The following is a 17625-nucleotide window of genomic DNA, read 5'->3' as shown; positions in this document are numbered from 1 at the left end:
AATGTGCTAATGAATATTGCAGATATGGAGAACCGGCTATGCATAGCGAACTGAAAGTCTTTTCTGATCAGGCCCCCGGGCGAGTGGAGCAACACCTCACCGACAAGGCCGCCATGGCGCGGGTACTGGCCAGCGCTGGGATACGCTACGAACAATGGCAAGCGAACCAAGCTCTATCCGATGACCCTCAGCAAGATGAAGTCATCCAAGCTTACCAGGCCGATATTGATCGGCTGATTGCCGATGAAGGTTACCAAACCGTAGATGTGGTCAGCATGGTGCCTGATCATCCGGAAAAGACTGCCTTCCGACAAAAGTTTCTGCACGAGCATCGTCACAGTGAAGATGAAGTACGTTTTTTTGTAGAAGGCCAGGGCCTCTTCACCCTGCATATCAACGGTAAGGTTTACGAAGTGTTGTGCAGTAAGGGCGATTTAATAAGCGTACCGGCCAACACGCCGCACTGGTTTGATATGGGTCCAGAACCACGCTTCGTCGCCATTCGCCTGTTCAACAACCCGGATGGCTGGGTGGCTAACTTTACCGGAAGTGAAATTGCTCAACAGTTTAACCGGCTCGCTTAAACCCGATACTTGCTAAGGCGTTTAGCCTAGCCGTTCTTGTGCAGCCACACACTCACGTCATCGGTCCCGACACTCAAGCATGGAAGGAAACGGCATGATCAACGCCATCATCACAGATATCGAAGGCACCACCAGCAGCATTGCATTTGTGAAGGAGGTGCTGTTCCCCTATGCCGCCAAGCGGTTTCCCGATTTTCTCGCGGATCACTGGGATCATCCTTGCGTTCAAGAGCAAATAAAAGCCGCCGAAAAGGAAAGTGGAGAAACGCTGGGCTCCGCTAATAAAGCCGCCGCGCTTTTCCTGCGCTGGATAGAGGAAGACCGCAAGGCTACCCCGCTGAAAACCCTGCAAGGCATGATCTGGAAAGCCGGTTACGAAAATGGCGACTATACCGCCCATATGTATCCGGACACTGCGCCGGCTCTGAAAAAATGGCATCAGAAAGGCATCGCTCTGTACGTGTATTCCTCCGGGTCCATCACCGCACAGAAGTTATTCTTTGGCTACAGCGATGCCGGTGATCTCACCGGGCTGTTATCTGGTTATTTCGATACCACCACTGGCCCCAAACAGGAGACAGACAGCTATCGGAAGATCCAGCAGGCGATTGATAAACCCGCCAATACCTTACTGTTTCTGTCCGATATCGAAGCGGAATTGGATGCTGCTGCTGAAGCAGGGTTTAACACCTGCCTACTGGACCGGCAACAGGCAGGGTTGGAAAGCCGTCACCCGGTGGCCAGCAATTTTAACCACATCAATCTAGCGGATTAGACGCCGACGGGGTCGGGCCCTGGCAGCGCCACACCACAAACTTGGCATTACTGGCCAACACGGTCACCGACGTAAAACGACGTGCCAACACCTTGTGGTAGCCAAGATGGCGGTTACCGATGACTCGCAACTCCCCCCCCGGCACCAGTGCTGTGGCCGCCTGATTGAATAATCGCCGTGCCACATGGTCACCGACCACGTACCCATCATGAAACGGAGGGTTGAGCAAAATACAGTCGAAGCGTTGCTCCAGGCCAGCCAAACCATCGCCAAGATGGAAATGACTCTCCGCATCAGAAAAATAACGCGACACATTATCGCGGGCGCTCTCCAGCGCCAGCCAGGACTCATCACAAAAGGTGACCCTGGCCGCGGGATTGGCTTTCAGCACGGCCATGCCTATCACCCCGTTTCCGCAACCCAAATCGGCCACTTTAGCCCCCGTATGCAAAGCCTCAGGCAGGTGGTCTAGGAAAAATCGTGCGCCAATATCCAGTTGCTGCTGAGCAAACACGCCCGCGTGCACGGTCAAGCGCCACTGCAGTGCGTCTACCCGGCAAGGGTAGTCGGTATCGGCCAATACCCGCCCCGGCGCCTGGGCACTGAACAAGCGGGCTTTTTTCCATCCATATTCCGCCCGACCATTACCTAGATACCGTTGCATCAATGGCACTAGCTGCCGTGGCAAATGCTTATCCATGCCCGCCAACCATATCGGCACACCCTTTGGAAGATGCCCGCTTAACCATTGCAACTGCCATTGCAGAAGCGCAATGGACTTAGGGACACGCATAATGACCTGATCCGGGCTCTGCTTGGGCGCATCAAGCGGCCAGCAAAAGAGGAAATCGGGATCGAGTCCATTGTCTACGGCATTCGCCCGAGCAGCCGCTGCCGCGGTATACGAATCGCCACTACTCTCAACGTCAAGGGCGCTCGCTGCCGCCTGTTGCAGAGCTAAGCAAAGCGCTCCTTGCTGATCATTAAGCACCAGGGTTTTGGGCGCATTATCCCCATTCCCCAGAGCCTGCCCTCGTTCAGCTAACGTATTGAGCAGATACAGATCGGCGTTATCCCAGGCTTGCAGAGTCTCGTTGCGCCGACGCGGCCAGCGCTGCAAGCAAAGCTCGCCCCAAGGGTGGTGAAAAGGCGTCATCGTTGTCCTGTATTCATAGCAAAAGCAAGCGGGGCGCATTTTGCCCGTTACCTGCAGGATTGGCCAGAAACTGCGCAACCGGGCTTTGCCACGGGATTTAAGTATGGCATTTTTTAGATTGGCTGCTAGAATGCGCAGCCATCGGAGTATAGCTCAGCTTGGTAGAGTACTACGTTCGGGACGTAGGGGTCGCAGGTTCGAATCCTGCTACTCCGACCAATTTAAAAAGGCCGCTAATCAGCGGCCTTTTTTGTGGGCTTATCGGTGATGAGAACAGAGGTTTCGTAACTTAATAACTAAGCCTTAATAACAACGCCATAGCCGTAAGCCGACACCCTACGCAAAGTCAGAGCCGCTATTGTCCCAGCCGTCGTTTGGTAAGACCGGTAGCCTGAGCATCCAGCGGATTCTCCGGCCACGGGTGTTTGGGGTAACGTCCGCGCAGATCCTTGCGCACCGCTGCGTAGTTTTCTGCCCAGAACCGGGCCAGATTATCGGTGATGGCTGCCGGGCGGCCCGCCGGCGTAAGCAGATGCACCGTAATCGACAGGGCACCACCAGCCAGTGCCGGTAGCGTTTTCAAGCCGAACAACTCCTGCAGTTTGGCGGCCAGCACCACCTGCTCACCGGTATAATCTAGCCGCACACTGCGCCCGGTGGGAATCACCACACTCTCTGGCATGTCCTGTTTCAGTTGGCGCTGCTGCTCCAGAGTTAAAAGGCTCGACAGTGCCACTCCCAGCGGCAGTTTTTTCAGATCTGCCACACTGCGCATTCCTGCTAGATACGGTGCTAACCACTGTTCTAGATCAGACAACAATCCTGCCTCACTCACATCCGGCCAGTGCCCATCTGGCTGCACGCAAGCCAAACGAACAACCCGTGCCTGCCATTGCCGCCAGGACTCATCCCAGGGCAGCACAGCCAGTCCCAACTGACGAATACCGGCTAACAGCCCGGTTATCCGTTGCTCGCTATCCAGCGACGTCAACGTCTGGCTTTGCAGCACCAGATTGCCCAGCATCCGCTCACGGCGACCACTCACACGCTGCCTCTCTGCATCCCAGCCGACCTGTTCTCGCCACACCCCATGCTGCTCCTGGGCAGCCTCGACTTCGGCTTCTGTCAGTGGCCAAGCGAGCCGAATACGCGCGTCTTTAGGCTGACCATCGGTATCCATCACCAGCAGCCATTCCGTGCCCTGCAAACTGTCACTATCGTGTAGAAACAGGCCGGGGCCATCGGCCATTTGATAACGCCCTCGACCACCGCTACGCCGGCGACTGATCTGTAACGGATACACTGAGGCCAACAACGTCCCCATCGCATCACGCCAGCGCTGTTCGGAATGGCCGTTATTGGTTTTCAGGCGCCGCGCCTCGGCCAGCACTGCCCCAAAACGCTGAGGTTGATTCTCCAGCGCTTCCAGCCGTCGCCTCAGGTCCACTCCCTCGCCAGGGAGAATATCCCGCTCGGACAGCAGCGCAACCAGCTGAGCTGCGGGCTCCGCCAATCCGGCTTCGCCTGCAACAATCAATAGTGACGCCAGTGACGGGTCCACGGGCAGCTGCGCGATGGCCTCTCCTCGTGAGGTCAGCGAGCCATTTTCGTCTAAAGCACCCGCGCTTTGCAGCCGCTGCACCGCACTGTTCCAGGCCGCTTGAGGGGGCACATCCAACCATGGCATTTGTTGCGGTTCACGACAGCCCCAGCGGGCCAAATCTAGCACCAGACGATCAAGCCCCACGCGCTGAATTTCCGGCAACTGATAACGTGCCAATACCTCCGACTTCCCCCACAAGCGGACACTGTGACCTGGGCCCAACCGCCCGGCCCGACCACTGCGCTGACGGGCATTGGCCTCACTGATACGGCGGGTCACCAGCCGACTGCGATGCCTTGCCGGATCATAAACCGGCTCACGGGCAAACCCGCTGTCAATCACATGGGTCACTCCCTCAATGGTCAGGCTGGTTTCCGCCACATTGGTGGTCAGCACGATTAATCGCGGTTCAGTGGCCGCAAGCGCCAACACCTGCTGTTGCTTATCCAGCGGCAACCCCCCGTGGAGTGAGGTGACCGGTGTAGTACAACCACACTGATTTAACTGACTGGCAACCCTGCGTATATCCCCCTGACCCGGCAGAAAGACTAGCATCACGCCAGCGGTGTCAACCAACGCCATGACTTGCTCGGCACAATGATCCCGCCAATCCTCGCGCGCAGAAACGGGCACATAGGACACCGTTACCGGGTAGCTCTGCCCTTCGCTGCGTATCACCGGCGCTCCAAGCAAATGTTCCAGCGGCCCGCAGTCCAAAGTGGCAGACATCACCAGCAAGCCCAAGTCCAAACGAAATGCCTCACAGGTCTCCAACATTAACGCCAGACCAAGATCCGCATTCAGTGACCGTTCATGAAATTCATCAAAGATAACCAGGCTGACACCGGGTAGTTCCGGGTCATTGAGTAACATGCGCGTGAGTACGCCTTCAGTCACCACTTCCAAGCGAGTGTGTGCACTTACCTGGGTGTCAGTACGGGTGCGATAGCCCACGGATCGCCCCACCGGCTCCCCCCGCTGGGAGGCCATAAAAGTGGCCACGGAGCGTGCGGCCACCCGGCGTGGTTCCAGCATCAATATTTTGCCGTTGGCACCCCACTCACTGTCCAGTAGAGCCAGCGGTACACGAGTGGATTTCCCGGCGCCAGGTGGCGCTTCAAGAATGGTACGATTGTACCTTTTTAACGCTTTTAAAAGCGGCTCAATCGCGTTATCTACCGGAAAAACTCTCGCCATTCGTTACGTCCGCCCTCGTTTCTCAGTGACCGCCGTCACGCTGACACTTTTCGCCACACGCTGATACGTGTAACAAGCAAAACCTATGCTATATTCTGTGCACAAACCTAATAATTAATAACTAACACATATAGTGATTTATGCTGAATGATTTGGGGATTCCTGAGCATCTAATCTGGAAACTGAACCATTTTGACAACCATAAACGGGCGGTCAATTTTATCAAACAGTTCCAAGACACGCTGTGTGTCTACAGTGCACCGGTACAGCAGCTTTATACTAACTACGACATTTCACTGCCGGATGGCGATGATCGTTCGATGATTATTCTGCCCAACCCCTACGCATACCATGACACCTTCAACAGTATTAGTGACACCAGTGTGCATGCCAGCGGCATGTATATTGTCCCAGGGGATTTGTTTGGCAAGGAGGGGTTATACCTGACCCTGCGACTACTTAAGTACGGCAAACGTGTTATCAGGCCGGTACCGCTGAAAGTTGGATTGTGGGCGCTAATGAAAAAAGGAACCAACGAGATTCCTTTCCTCCCGGTAATTACTAAAGGCGATTTACGCGCGTTTCGTAAGGACTCCCCCTGCTTACATCTCCACCGCATTCAACCGTCGAAGCTGGGGCATCGCTCTCCCATGGAGGTAAAAGCCATCCAGCAAGTGATTCGCGATAGGCTTAAAGTGTATATGTAACAATACCCGAGGCCTGACGCGCATCAGCTAGCGGCTTTTATGTTTCCTGGGGTTGATCACAATAATAATGCAACAGCTGAATCTAACACTGCAAACCGCTGCAGGCTCGGCCTCAAGCCACGATCCCGGTTTTCCTGGATCACGCAGATGAGTTGATCCGTTCCATGAATCCACGATCCAACCCTGCTCTCGAGCGGTGCCAATTCATCCCAGAACAATTGAACTCAAGGGGCTTACTCTGCCCGCTCCAACGTTTTCTTGTACCTTACCGTGCGCATTTTTCGTTTCCTGCAACACCCCCGAAGTAACCGTTAAACGAACACCAACGTACCCGTCTGTGGCTAGCCGGCTAATCCAATAATTTGCACAAGCGATTACGTAAGCCACGTAAATGGCGCATTTGCTGTTTGCCGGGTTTTTGCTGCGGATCGTACAGCGACCGTTGATAGTAGCGGGCCCAGTCATGGGCCGGGCTTGCGGCCCGAGGCCAGCGTTCAGCAATGGCTTCAGCCAATAATGAAGGGGTTAACCCAGGTGACAGCCTCAACCCTCGGCTCTGAACATGTTGATATAGATGCCAGAATTCCTTTTCCATTGAGGATTGACGATGCGCCGGGGTATGCCAAAACAGATACAGGCCATACAACCCCAACAACAACGCAATAGACACTATCAACGTTACGGCCAACCGTAGGGGGGTGACCTGCCCAAGCAACTTGCCGAGTACGGACAGTTGTAACTGGCTGTCATAGCCAAGCACCCAGGTCTGCCAGCGAAAATCCACATAATCTGCCCACTCACGCATGGCCCCCAGCAAACCACTGCCAGCAAAAGCATCCAACTCAATCCCGCTTAGCCCCGTCCCGGATTGTTCATCTTCAAGAGCCGCCCTCAACCCGTGTTCCACCCGCTCCGGGGCCACCGCTCCGGTTGGGTCTACCCGCACCCATCCTTGCCCCTCCAGCCAGACCTCACTCCAAGCATGGGCGTCATACTGGCGAACCAGTAAGTGAGACCCCAGGCTATTCTGTTCCCCGCCTTGGTAGCCCACCACCACCCGAGCAGGAATGCCCGCAGCCCGCATAAGAAAAGTAAAGCTGGAAGCATAGTGCTCACAGAAGCCCTTGCGCGAACGGAACAAGAAATCGTCGATGGGATCGGCCACCAGTTTTGGCGGCCGCAGTGTGTAGTGGAAAGGTTGCTGACGAAAATAGGCAAGAGCCTGCTGCACCACTGCCGTATCTGCGTCGCTATCTAGGCGCCACCGCTGAGCCAGCCCTCGAGCCCGGCGACCGCTGTCATCCGGAATCGACAGCATCAACGCTTCTTCCTGGGGCGCCAATGGCAGCCGACGGGTCGCCGCTGGCACACTGACCACCCGGTAGCTCTGTCGCTGACTGACCGGATTATTTGACACAAGTCGCATATCCCGGGCCAAACTAACCCCCTCGCCACTCACGAAAGGTACCGGCATGGCAAACAGCCAACGGCGCTGGGTGGGCTCGACAATCACTTGGTAGGCGTAACTATTGCCGTCGCTACGTCCAGCGGTAAGCGCCGTCATCCAGTCCGGCGCGTTCCCGCCGCCACGATACAGATAGCTCTCTTTGTCCATGCCTTTGGGAATAGCCTGCTGCCAGGCGCGGCCATCGAAATAACTCAGAGTGAGCCCCCGCCAGTAGCGTTGCGCCGGGGGCGGCATCTCGCCCTCAAAGGCAACCCGGAACGCTAGGGCGGACGACTCTGATAGCTCACTAATCTGTCCCGGTGCCATGCTGTCTGTCATCCCGGTGCGCGCTTTACCGCTGCCCACCTGCATATTCCATAATGGGGCGACCCTGGGCACCAGCACAAACAGAATCAGCATCAACGGTATCGCCTGGGCCATAATCACCGCGGCACGTTTAAGATGCTGCCCCCCGCTGGCGCGGGTATCGCTGTGATTAATCCCCGCCAAGCACGCGGTGAGCAGCACCATGCACAACAACACGTAGAGGAACATCAGCGGGCTTTGCGAAAATAGCAACGACGTGGCGCAGACAAAGAAACCCAACACTAACAACACATAGGCATCGCGCTGGCTCACTACCTCTAGGTATTTGAGCCCAAACAGCGAAACCAGCAAGGCGACCCCGGCTTCCGGCCCATAAAGGCGGCCAAAACTATAAAAGGTGAGCGCCACCACAGCCATTAATAGCAGGCTGCGAATAATACGACCGGGGAGCGCCATTCGTTGCCGGTTCACCAGTGCGCGGATCACCACCACCAGCGCAAATAAACCGGTCTGCCAAAGCGGACCTTTGAGCAGCTGGGGTATCGCACAGAACGTCACCGCAAGCGTCAGCCAGAGCTGAGTGTGGGAAGGGACCTGGTAAATGCGCGCCATCAGAACTCCGGGTAACAGGCCAACGCATCCAGCAAGCGCCAGCGGTGCACATCACCGGTGTCCGGTGCTAATGTCAGCCCCGGTAGCACCAATCCATAGGGCTGATGTTCCCGGTCTAGCTCAAGCACCCAATGACACAGAATAGAAAGCCGCTGCTCATCTGCTAGACCTTCCAGCTTGTCCCAACGCAACCAGAGCCGACCGCCCACAGGTTCTTCGAACAACTTGGTGTTTAGGCCTCTGCCTCGAGCATAGCCTTTCCAGTCGATCTTGCGCAGCGAGTCGCCGGGAACGTAACGGCGCAGCCCCTGAAATTCTTCGTTACCGGACTGGCCACTGCTGAAGGCCCTCTGATTATTTTTGCCGCCATCTGCCGGGCAGTTTTCATTTTCCTGGGGGCTAGGCCAGGCAAGGCAATAATGATCCAGTGTCACATAAGACCAGCTGCGTAGCAGGCCAAGAGGAAACCGGCTTTCCACTTTTAACCGCGGCGCGGTTATTTTTCCCCGCCGTGGCAGAAACAAATTCAACCACAGGCTTTCCTCCTCCCCTGCCATAACGCTGACCTGCTGAGCGGCCTGCCCCGGCCAGTACAACCAGACACAATGATGGGCTCGCTGCTCGGCGAATAACACCACTTCCAGCGCCCCTTCTTCGCCACTGAAACCGGACTCTGCCGTGCCATTGCGCAAGCCAAGAGCCGATAAATTGCGAAAGGTATGGAGGATGGTAACCAGAAATAAACTCGCCATTAGAAACGACAGAGCCAAGATCAAATTATTTTCATAGTTAATGCCGCCAATGAACAGCAGCCCGGCCACTAACAGATAGAAAAAACCGTAACCGGTAGGAAAAATAAAAATGCGTTTCTGATTCAGCACTATCTGGCGGGCAGCGGGTAAACGGCGCGTCAACCACCGTTCATAGAGTCCACGCACCCCAAGGGGAAATTTCACCGCGGCACCTTAACGCCGTACCACAGGCACGGACTGCAGCAAGGACTGGCTGATGGCCGCCACACTGCCTCCCTGCCGGACACTCAACCGGTGCTCTGCCACAGAGGCCCAAACAGCCTGAACATCTTCCGGCAATACGTAGTCACGACCGGTTATCAGCGCCCAGGCGCGTGCGGCTCTCAACAGGCCCAGCCCTGCACGGGGTGACAGCCCCGCAACAAAGCGATCATCCGAGCGGGTGGCGTCCAGCAACCGCTGTACATAATCGAGAAGTTCACGTGTTACCCGAATCTTGCCCACGACCTGGGCCAGCTTCATCAAACCTTCACCATTGATTACCGCTTTCAACTCACGGACCTGCTGACGCAAATCACCGCCGGCGAGCAGTTCCAGCTCCACATCGGGGGCGGGATAACCCAAGGAAATACGCATCAGGAAGCGGTCAAGCTGGGACTCTGGCAACACAAAGGTGCCAGCCTGATCTATCGGGTTCTGGGTCGCGACCACAAAAAAAGGCGCCGGCAAAGGGCGAGTGACACCATCCAAAGTCACCTGCCGCTCTTCCATGGCCTCCAGTAAAGCGCTTTGGGTTTTCGGCGTGGCCCGGTTGATTTCATCGGCCAACAGCAGCTGAGTAAATACCGGGCCTTCGCGGAGAGAGAATTGCTGGGTGGTAGGGTCAAAAACGGAAACGCCGAGAATATCCGCTGGCAGCATATCGCTGGTGAACTGTACTCGGCGGTAATCCAGCTGGAACACTCGAGCCAACGCATGAGCTAAGGTAGTCTTGCCCATGCCCGGCAGGTCTTCGATCAGCAGGTGGCCACTGGCCAGCATGCAGGTCAGTGCCAGTTTCAGTTGCTCTTCTTTGCCCAGCACAACGCGGCCCACCTGGGCCAAGGCTTTATCCAATGCCTGCATTATGTCCCCTTAACCCCGATTTCTTACCAAAACACTCCAAGGTTGCAAGCTGCAACGCAAGCTAACGCTGTGCAAAAGAGTGTGGTTTAGCTCGCGGGATTCAGTAGAGCCTTCAAACGTGGAAAGTTGAAAAAAGCAAAGCGTGGAAACTTTATCGCACCTCCCAAGGTTGTACCTTGGCTATGCGCTGGCTAACGCCTTGAGGCCGCGGCTCAGGTCTGCCTTCAGATCGTCTATTCCTTCTAAGCCAATGGCCAGACGAATGAGATTCTCGGTTACTCCAGCTCGCTGCTTTTCTTCTTTGTTGACCCGCCCATGCGTTGTTGTCGCCGGGTGAGTCACTGTTGTTTTAACATCACCCAGGTTAGCGGTAATAGAAATCAGGCGAGTGGCATCAATAAAGCGCCAGGCGGCCTGACGATCACGATTGCCGGCGGCGTCTTCCACCTCAATGGACATCACTGCACCATAGGCCGACTGTTGGCTGCCGGCTAGGTCATGCTGCGGGTGACTTTTCAACCCTGCGTAATGCACCCGGGCAACCCCCGGCTGTACTTCAAGCCATTCGGCCAGTGCCATGGCCCGCTCACTCTGTGCCTGCATGCGCAAACTTAGCGTTTCCAGGCCCTTGATAAAGACCCAGGCATTAAACGGGCTCATGCAGGAGCCAGCAGAACGCACGAAACCCAGAATCTCGTTCATGGGCTCTTTTGGTCCGACTACGGCACCTCCGAGGCAACGCCCCTGCCCGTCCAGATATTTGGTGGCGCTATGAATGATCAGGTCAGCGCCCAACTCGATGGGTTTTTGCAGTGCCGGGGTACAAAAACAGTTATCCACCACCAACAGTGCCCCATTGTCATGGGCCAGCTTAGCCAGGGCGGCAATGTCACCCACTTCCGCCAGTGGATTGGACGGTGTTTCCAGAAACAATATTTTCGTTTCCGGGCGGATCGCGGCTTCCCACTGGGACAAGTCGCTCATGTCCACCAAGGTGGTGTCGATGCCGAACTTTTTCAGGTAACGGTCGTAGATCACATTGGTGGTGCCGAACACGCTACGAGAACTAACAAGGTGATCACCCGGCGCCAGCAAGGAGAAAAAGGTGCCGCTGATTGCCGCCATGCCAGATGCAAAGGCGACACAGGCCTCCCCGCCTTCCAACGCGGCCAAGCGTTGCTCGAATGCCCGCACGGTTGGGTTGGTGAAACGGGAATAAATATTGCCCGGCTCTTCACCACTAAACCGTGCCGCCGCTTGCGCCGCGCTTTCATACACGAAGCTGGAGGTCATGAAGATTGGATCGGAATGTGCCATTTCATCCGTGCGCAGTTGCGCAGTACGAATGGCCAAGGTTTCAACATTCAGGGTTGTCGGATCCAGATCATCACTCATCAGAAAATTCTACTCCGCGTTACGGGCGACTTAGCCGATGGTGGCCCATGCCGCCTCCGGGGGTGGTTTCATCACTTTATCAGTGATTATGCAGATCGATAATTTCGTTATCCGCTAAGGCCTGGGTCTTTTCACTATCGCCTTTGGCCGCATCGCTACGGCGGGCCTCCAAGTTGGCCAGGTAATCCGGTGTAATGTTACCCGCAAGGTATTCACCATTGAACACGGAGCAATCGAAGGACACCACCTGCGGATTACCTTCCTTGCACGTTTCCACCAGATCGTCCAAGTCTTGGTAGATTAATCGATCAGCGCCGATCAGTTCACCAATTTCATCCGTGGTTCGACCATGAGCAATCAGTTCTTGAGCCACGGGCATATCGATGCCGTATACATTTGGGTATTTCACCGCCGGCGCAGCAGAAGCGAAATAGACCTTGCGAGCCCCGGCTTCGCGAGCCATCTGAATGATTTCATTACAGGTGGTACCCCGCACGATGGAGTCATCCACCAGCAGCACGTTTTTGCCCTGGAATTCGAGCTCGATTGCGTTGAGCTTCTGGCGCACGGATTTTTTGCGTTGTTGCTGGCCGGGCATGATGAAGGTTCGGCCGATATAACGATTCTTGATAAAACCTTCACGGTATTTCACCCCCAGATGATTGGCCATCTGCAAAGCGGAGGTGCGGCTAGTATCGGGAATCGGGATGACCACATCAATGTCGTGATCAGGCCATTCACGCTCTACTTTTTCGGCCAGTTTTTCGCCCATGCGCAAGCGTGCCTTGTACACAGAAATGCCATCAATAATGGAGTCCGGCCGCGCCAGGTAAACCTGCTCGAAAATACAGGGGTGCAAACTTGCATTTTCGGCACACTGGCGGGTGTGCATTTCACCCTCAGCGGTAATGTAAATAGCTTCACCCGGAGCCAAGTCACGCACTACATTAAAGCCCAGTGAAGACAGCGCCACGGATTCAGAAGCCACCATGTACTCTGGGCCGTTGGGGGTATCTTTGCGGCCAAAACACACAGGACGAATGCCGTGAGGGTCACGGAAGGCCAGGATGCCGTAACCGGTTATCATGGCAACTACCGCATAAGCGCCTTGCACACGATCATGAACCGCTGCAACGGCATCGAAAATATCATTCGGTTCCGGTTTCAGCTTGCCCCGGCTTTGCAGCTCGTGAGCAAAAACATTCAGCAAAACCTCAGAATCCGAAGTGGTGTTGATATGGCGCAGATCAGCACGGAAGATATGTTCGGCTAGGGCTTCGGCATTGGTTAAGTTGCCATTATGGGCCAACGTAATGCCATAAGGAGAATTTACATAGAACGGCTGAGCTTCTGCCGAACTGGAGCTGCCTGCAGTGGGATAACGCACATGGCCAATCCCCATGTTGCCTACAAGGCGGCGCATATGGCGAGTGCGGAAAACGTCGCGCACCATGCCATTATCTTTGCGCAGGTAGAGACGGTCGCCGTCACAGGTCACTATACCAGCCGCATCCTGGCCACGATGCTGGAGAACGGTCAGGGCATCATAAATCCCCTGGTTCACATAGCTATGACCGACAATGCCCACAATGCCGCACATGGTACTTACCTCTAGCTGCCACTTACATTCATGATAAAGGCGAGAAGGCTCTCGCCCACGTCCCGGGTCCACGCTTCCATCATCACCAGATGCGGAACCAGGGTGGATTCGTGCCACCAGGGGTCAGAAGCAAACAAATGCTGACCCAGGGCGACGAGTACGACCATTAGCAACACCCCACGCAGGGCGCCAAACACCATACCCATTAATCTGTCAGTACTACTCAAACCGGTGACGCGGATCAGTTCACCGAGCAAATGATTAATGAGAGCCCCTACAGCCAAAGTCAGAGCAAACAGGCTACCAAAGGCGACAGCGGCACGCAGGCTGGGGGTGGTGATCTGTTCCTGGAGCAGAAGGTCCAGGGCCGGGCTGAACAGGCGGGCGATAATAAAGGCCGCAACCCATGTGAGCAACGAAAAGGCTTCGCGGGTAAACCCCCGGCGAACACTCAAAAGGGCAGAAACTGCGATAACAAACAGGATGATGCCGTCTGCCAGATTCATTTAAAGCGTGCTCTCGCCGGCGGGTGAAGGCTGAAAAAATGGACAATGCCAAACCCAGAAAAAGGCTGGCAGGATGTCCTGTAAATACAGACGGCGCAGTTTATCAGAGCCAAACCCGCTTGCCCATGCATCCCGGCCTTTGCCTCCATCTTCTTAGGCAATCTGAAATAATACTTAGCTAGGCCACGGGAAAGTAAAGCCGAGCTCACTGATACAGATCAGGGCACGTAAATGCGTACCAATCCCTTGAGCTTAAAACGATCGTCATTGGCCAATCGCAATCGCGTTGCTTCGGCATCTTCCTTGCGAATCTCTGGCCCAACCATGACCCGATGAAGCACTTTCCCATCATGGCTATCCGTTTGCGTATAGGCCCGGTACCCTGCCGCTTTAAGCTTGTCGACCATACCCTTAGCGTTATCGGCATTGGAATAACTGCCCGTCTGCACCACAAATCCAGCCAGTACAGGCCCGCCGCTTGGGCCCAACTGAGGCGCGCTCACAGGGTCTTCCGGCGGAGGCACTGCCGCATCCTCCTTAATAGGGATAACGGGCTCTGGCTGATCCGGAACGACGCTGGCATTATCTTCATTTAATTGTTGTTCAGCCGCCTCCTGTACCGCTTCATGGTCGGCGACAATGCGCTCATCCGCTACCTCACGAAGTTCCTGCTCAACAACCGGCTCAACCAAAACTGTTTTGTGCTCCGGCGGTTCAGGAATATGCATCTCCAACGCACCACGTACTTGCTCAGGGGTACGAAACAGAAACGGCGCCAGCGTCGCCGCCAGAACCAATAACAATATAATGCCTACAAGGCGCTGACGCGTTCGATTATCCACCCGTTTCTCCATTCAGCATTCATTGGAGGGCGTTGAGACATAACGGCCTAGCCCTACGATTGCGGTTCCCGAGCTTCTGCCACCGTATAAAAGGAGCCGAAAACAATCACCTGATCATCCGCCGATGCCGCCGCCAACGCTGCATGAGTAGCAGCCGCCACACTCGCGTACTCATTGTACTGGGCTGTAGCCGGTAAAGCGCTTTGTAACACCCTAGTGGATGCTGCGCGGGGAATCCGTGGTGCGGCCAGATACCAGTGTGCAGCCATCCCTTCGAATAATGCCATCACCCCATCAAAGGGCTTATCTGCCATCATGCCAAACACCAGATGTCGGGTTCCGGCACAATCAGGCAGCTGTCGAAGAAAACGTTGCACCGCCGGAAGATTGTGACCCACATCGAACCAACAGGACACACCAGCAATGAGTTGATGTTCGCAACGCCCAAACAAGCCCAACGTAGCAACCGCCGCTAAATCCCCCTGCTGACAGTTTACGCCGGCCAGGCTCAGCGCCTGACAGGCCGTAGCCAGATTATCAGCACCTAGGCGCACGACTTCCGGTAAGTTCACCGACTCGCCATCAATCAACCACAGTGTAGCGCCATCAATGTGAAAATCACGGCCGGCGAACACTGGAATAGCGCCTAATGTTGAAACCAGGGGCACAAGGTTATCCGGCCAGAGCGCTTCACCATACACCAGCGGCTTACCGGGCCGCGCGATACCGCATTTCTCTGCCGCAATGGCTTCACGGGTGTTGCCAAGCCAGTCCTGATGGTCAAGCCCCACGGAGGTCACCACAGACACATCGGGTTCGACAATATTGACCGCATCCAACCGCCCCCCCAAGCCGACCTCCAGCAAGATCAGGTCGGCATTACTATCCTTGAATAACCAGAGAGCAGCCAGGGTGGTGAATTCAAAATAGGTAAGTGGCACGCCTGCCCTTGCGAGCTCCACTTGTGCGAATGCTGCACACAACTGCGTATCACTCGCCAGACCATCTGGCAACCGTATCCGTTCGTTGAACACATGAAGGTGAGGAGAGGTGTAGAGGCAAACCTTGCGGCCTTGCTGTTCTGCCAAGGCGGTCATCAAACGCAGCGTTGAGCCTTTGCCGTTGGTGCCGGCAACGGTAATCACTGGAACAGAAAAGCGGGCCACCTCCAAGCGGGTGGCCACGTCACGAAGCCGATCCAAGCCCAGCTCAATATCGGCCGGGTGCATGGCTTCAATGCGACGCAGCCACTCGGGCAAAGAGCTTGGCAGTGGGCTGTCAGTCATCCAGAGCTAGTGGCGGCCAGCCCATCATGTTAGCCAGTAAGCGATAAAGGGTCTCGCGCATATCGTGGCGGGAGACGATCATGTCGATGGCACCGTGCTCGAGTAGAAATTCACTGCGTTGAAACCCTTCGGGCAGTTTCTGGCGCACAGTCTGTTCAATTACCCGCGGGCCGGCAAAGCCGATCAACGCATTAGGCTCAGCCACATTCACGTCTCCCAGCATGGCCAGGGACGCCGACACCCCGCCGTAAACAGGATCGGTAAGCACAGAAATAAACGGCAAACCTGCTTGGCGCATCTTCTCCAGCGCGGCGCTAGTTTTCGCCATTTGCATCAGTGAGAACAACGCTTCTTGCATGCGCGCCCCGCCACTGGCTGCAAAACAAACTAATGGCAACTTCTGCTCAAGACACACATTCACCGCACGCACAAAGCGCTCACCCACCACGGAGCCCATGGAACCGCCCATAAAACTGAACTCAAAGGCACAGGCAACCAGCGGTTCACCATGCAAAGCGCCCTTCAAAACGACCAGTGCATCTTTCTCATCGGTGGCCTTCTGTGCCGCTACAAGGCGATCCTTATACTTCTTGGAATCCTTGAATTTGAGACGATCCACAGGGGACAGTTCCGTACCGATTTCCGTCTGCACACCTTCATCAAGAAACAGCTTAAGGCGACGGCGGGCACTAATACGCAAATGGTGATCGCACTTTGGACATACATCCATGTTGCGATCGAGTTCCGGCCGGTAGACTACCCCTTCGCATCGCGGGCACTTTCGCCACAGCCCTTCAGGAATGTTGTTGCGGCGACTTTCCTGGGGTCGACGTACGGCAGGGAGGATTTTCTCCAGCCAGTTGCTATTGCTCATGCAAGGGTCCCGTTATTGATCCATGGCTTTACGCATAGCGCTGAGAATACCCCCAACCGCGTCATTAATCGCGTCGGGAGTATTCTTATTTTCAGCAATTTGATTAACCAGAGCACTACCAACGACCACACCATCGGCTACCCGGCTCACCGCCTGCGCAGATTCAGCGTCTTTGATACCAAAGCCGACACCAATGGGCAATTGGGCAAGGTTGCGAATTGTTTCAACGCGGCTGGCCACCTCTTCCACATTCAGGGTTGCAGAGCCAGTAACACCCTTCAAAGAGACATAATACAGATAGCCGGAACCGGCTTCGCCAATCAGCTTTATGCGAGTATCAGAGGTAGTCGGTGCCACCAGAAAGATCATGTCTAGGCCATGGGCATCCATAACCGGCTTTACTTCCAAGGCCTCTTCTGGCGGCAAATCCACCAACAACACCCCATCCACACCCGCATCTTCTGCGGCCTTAGCGAAAGATTCATAGCCCATTACTTCAACCGGGTTCAAATACCCCATCAGCACCACAGGGGTCTGCGTGTTGGTTTCACGGAAGATCTTCACCATGGCCAGTACATCACGGGTGGACGTGTTGTGCTGCAAAGCCCGCTCACAGGCCAACTGGATTACCGGCCCATCGGCCATGGGATCGGAAAACGGCACCCCCAGCTCAATAATATCTGCCCCGGCATCCACCATGGCGTGCATCAACGGCACGGTTACATCCTTAACCGGATCACCCGCCGTTACAAAAGGAATCAGCGCTTTACGGTTCTCACCGTCTAGGCGCTGGAAGCAACGTTCAATACGACGCATTTCTGCTCCTTAAAAATCGGG

At 55.4% G+C, this 17625-nt stretch carries 15 protein-coding genes and 1 tRNA gene; 4 read left to right on the top strand and 12 right to left on the bottom strand.

The window, feature by feature from the left end; genetic code table 11:
* Positions 1–38 precede the first annotated feature (38 nt).
* Together Y017_RS08905 and mtnC are read left to right on the top strand one after the other, a co-directional pair.
* Positions 39–584, top strand: a complete 546-nt coding sequence (locus Y017_RS08905) for an acireductone dioxygenase (protein ID WP_035460356.1) — start codon at positions 39–41, stop codon at positions 582–584.
* A 94-nt stretch (positions 585–678) separates the two neighbouring features.
* The gene (gene mtnC / locus Y017_RS08900) at positions 679–1359 is read left to right on the top strand and encodes an acireductone synthase (RefSeq protein WP_035460355.1); all 681 of its coding nucleotides are present in this window, start codon (positions 679–681) and stop codon (positions 1357–1359) included.
* Here mtnC and Y017_RS08895 read toward each other — a convergent pair.
* Positions 1343–2515, bottom strand: a complete 1173-nt coding sequence (locus Y017_RS08895; protein ID WP_035460431.1) for a class I SAM-dependent methyltransferase — start codon at positions 2513–2515, stop codon at positions 1343–1345. The genes mtnC and Y017_RS08895 overlap by 17 nt on opposite strands.
* A gap of 142 nt (positions 2516–2657) precedes the next feature.
* Here Y017_RS08895 and Y017_RS08890 point away from each other — a divergent pair.
* Positions 2658–2734 (top strand) — tRNA-Pro (locus Y017_RS08890).
* A 136-nt stretch (positions 2735–2870) separates the two neighbouring features.
* On the opposite strand, the gene hrpB is transcribed toward Y017_RS08890, so the two are convergent.
* Complete coding sequence (gene hrpB, locus Y017_RS08885; protein WP_035460354.1) at positions 2871–5315, bottom strand: ATP-dependent helicase HrpB; 2445 nt, start codon at positions 5313–5315, stop codon at positions 2871–2873.
* A gap of 140 nt (positions 5316–5455) precedes the next feature.
* Between hrpB and Y017_RS08880 the strand changes: the two genes are divergently transcribed.
* On the top strand, positions 5456–6022 hold the full coding sequence (locus Y017_RS08880; protein WP_011588731.1) for a hypothetical protein: 567 nt from the start codon (positions 5456–5458) through the stop codon (positions 6020–6022).
* Between the two features lie 349 nt (positions 6023–6371).
* On the opposite strand, the gene Y017_RS08875 is transcribed toward Y017_RS08880, so the two are convergent.
* From Y017_RS08875 to trpA, 10 genes are all read right to left on the bottom strand, one after another.
* On the bottom strand, positions 6372–8408 hold the full coding sequence (locus Y017_RS08875) for a DUF3488 and transglutaminase-like domain-containing protein (protein ID WP_035460353.1): 2037 nt from the start codon (positions 8406–8408) through the stop codon (positions 6372–6374).
* A complete protein-coding gene (locus Y017_RS08870) occupies positions 8408–9364 on the bottom strand; it encodes a DUF58 domain-containing protein (protein ID WP_011588733.1) in 957 nt (318 codons plus the stop codon). The genes Y017_RS08875 and Y017_RS08870 overlap by 1 nt, the downstream gene beginning before the upstream one ends.
* Positions 9365–9373: 9 nt before the next feature.
* On the bottom strand, positions 9374–10285 hold the full coding sequence (locus Y017_RS08865; RefSeq protein WP_035460352.1) for a MoxR family ATPase: 912 nt from the start codon (positions 10283–10285) through the stop codon (positions 9374–9376).
* A 180-nt stretch (positions 10286–10465) separates the two neighbouring features.
* Positions 10466–11680, bottom strand: a complete 1215-nt coding sequence (locus tag Y017_RS08860; RefSeq protein ID WP_035460351.1) for an O-succinylhomoserine sulfhydrylase — start codon at positions 11678–11680, stop codon at positions 10466–10468.
* Between the two features lie 79 nt (positions 11681–11759).
* Positions 11760–13280 (bottom strand): amidophosphoribosyltransferase, encoded by a 1521-nt coding sequence (purF, locus tag Y017_RS08855; RefSeq protein WP_011588736.1) that lies wholly within the window; start codon positions 13278–13280, stop codon positions 11760–11762.
* 11 nt (positions 13281–13291) lie between these two features.
* Positions 13292–13786: a CvpA family protein gene (locus Y017_RS08850; RefSeq protein ID WP_035460350.1), complete on the bottom strand. Its 495-nt coding sequence runs from the start codon at positions 13784–13786 to the stop codon at positions 13292–13294.
* 218 nt (positions 13787–14004) lie between these two features.
* Positions 14005–14628: an SPOR domain-containing protein gene (locus Y017_RS08845; RefSeq protein ID WP_231483461.1), complete on the bottom strand. Its 624-nt coding sequence runs from the start codon at positions 14626–14628 to the stop codon at positions 14005–14007.
* A gap of 53 nt (positions 14629–14681) precedes the next feature.
* Positions 14682–15914 carry a folylpolyglutamate synthase/dihydrofolate synthase family protein gene (locus Y017_RS08840; RefSeq protein ID WP_035460349.1) on the bottom strand — a complete coding sequence of 411 codons (1233 nt, stop codon included), beginning with the start codon at positions 15912–15914 and terminating at the stop codon, positions 14682–14684.
* Positions 15907–16788, bottom strand: a complete 882-nt coding sequence (gene accD, locus Y017_RS08835) for an acetyl-CoA carboxylase, carboxyltransferase subunit beta (protein ID WP_011588740.1) — start codon at positions 16786–16788, stop codon at positions 15907–15909. The genes Y017_RS08840 and accD overlap by 8 nt, the downstream gene beginning before the upstream one ends.
* A gap of 12 nt (positions 16789–16800) precedes the next feature.
* Positions 16801–17604: a tryptophan synthase subunit alpha gene (trpA, locus tag Y017_RS08830; RefSeq protein WP_035460348.1), complete on the bottom strand. Its 804-nt coding sequence runs from the start codon at positions 17602–17604 to the stop codon at positions 16801–16803.
* Positions 17605–17625: the final 21 nt, after the last annotated feature.

Origin of the sequence: Alcanivorax sp. 97CO-5, from assembly GCF_000524665.1 — a bacterium.
GTDB classification, from domain to species: domain Bacteria; phylum Pseudomonadota; class Gammaproteobacteria; order Pseudomonadales; family Alcanivoracaceae; genus Alcanivorax; species Alcanivorax borkumensis.
The sequence above is the reverse complement of the archived record's forward strand: the minus strand, read 5'-3'. Positions and strand labels throughout refer to the sequence as shown.

Coding starts and splice junctions, on each gene's coding strand:
- Y017_RS08905 (WP_035460356.1), top strand. CDS start 39: ATGCATAGCGAACTGAAAGTCTTTTCTGATCAGGCCCCCGGGCGAGTG.
- mtnC (WP_035460355.1), top strand. CDS start 679: ATGATCAACGCCATCATCACAGATATCGAAGGCACCACCAGCAGCATT.
- Y017_RS08895 (WP_035460431.1), bottom strand. CDS start 2,515: ATGACGCCTTTTCACCACCCTTGGGGCGAGCTTTGCTTGCAGCGCTGG.
- hrpB (WP_035460354.1), bottom strand. CDS start 5,315: ATGGCGAGAGTTTTTCCGGTAGATAACGCGATTGAGCCGCTTTTAAAA.
- Y017_RS08880 (WP_011588731.1), top strand. CDS start 5,456: ATGCTGAATGATTTGGGGATTCCTGAGCATCTAATCTGGAAACTGAAC.
- Y017_RS08875 (WP_035460353.1), bottom strand. CDS start 8,408: ATGGCGCGCATTTACCAGGTCCCTTCCCACACTCAGCTCTGGCTGACG.
- Y017_RS08865 (WP_035460352.1), bottom strand. CDS start 10,285: ATGCAGGCATTGGATAAAGCCTTGGCCCAGGTGGGCCGCGTTGTGCTG.
- Y017_RS08860 (WP_035460351.1), bottom strand. CDS start 11,680: ATGAGTGATGATCTGGATCCGACAACCCTGAATGTTGAAACCTTGGCC.
- purF (WP_011588736.1), bottom strand. CDS start 13,280: ATGTGCGGCATTGTGGGCATTGTCGGTCATAGCTATGTGAACCAGGGG.
- Y017_RS08850 (WP_035460350.1), bottom strand. CDS start 13,786: ATGAATCTGGCAGACGGCATCATCCTGTTTGTTATCGCAGTTTCTGCC.
- Y017_RS08840 (WP_035460349.1), bottom strand. CDS start 15,914: ATGACTGACAGCCCACTGCCAAGCTCTTTGCCCGAGTGGCTGCGTCGC.
- accD (WP_011588740.1), bottom strand. CDS start 16,788: ATGAGCAATAGCAACTGGCTGGAGAAAATCCTCCCTGCCGTACGTCGA.
- trpA (WP_035460348.1), bottom strand. CDS start 17,604: ATGCGTCGTATTGAACGTTGCTTCCAGCGCCTAGACGGTGAGAACCGT.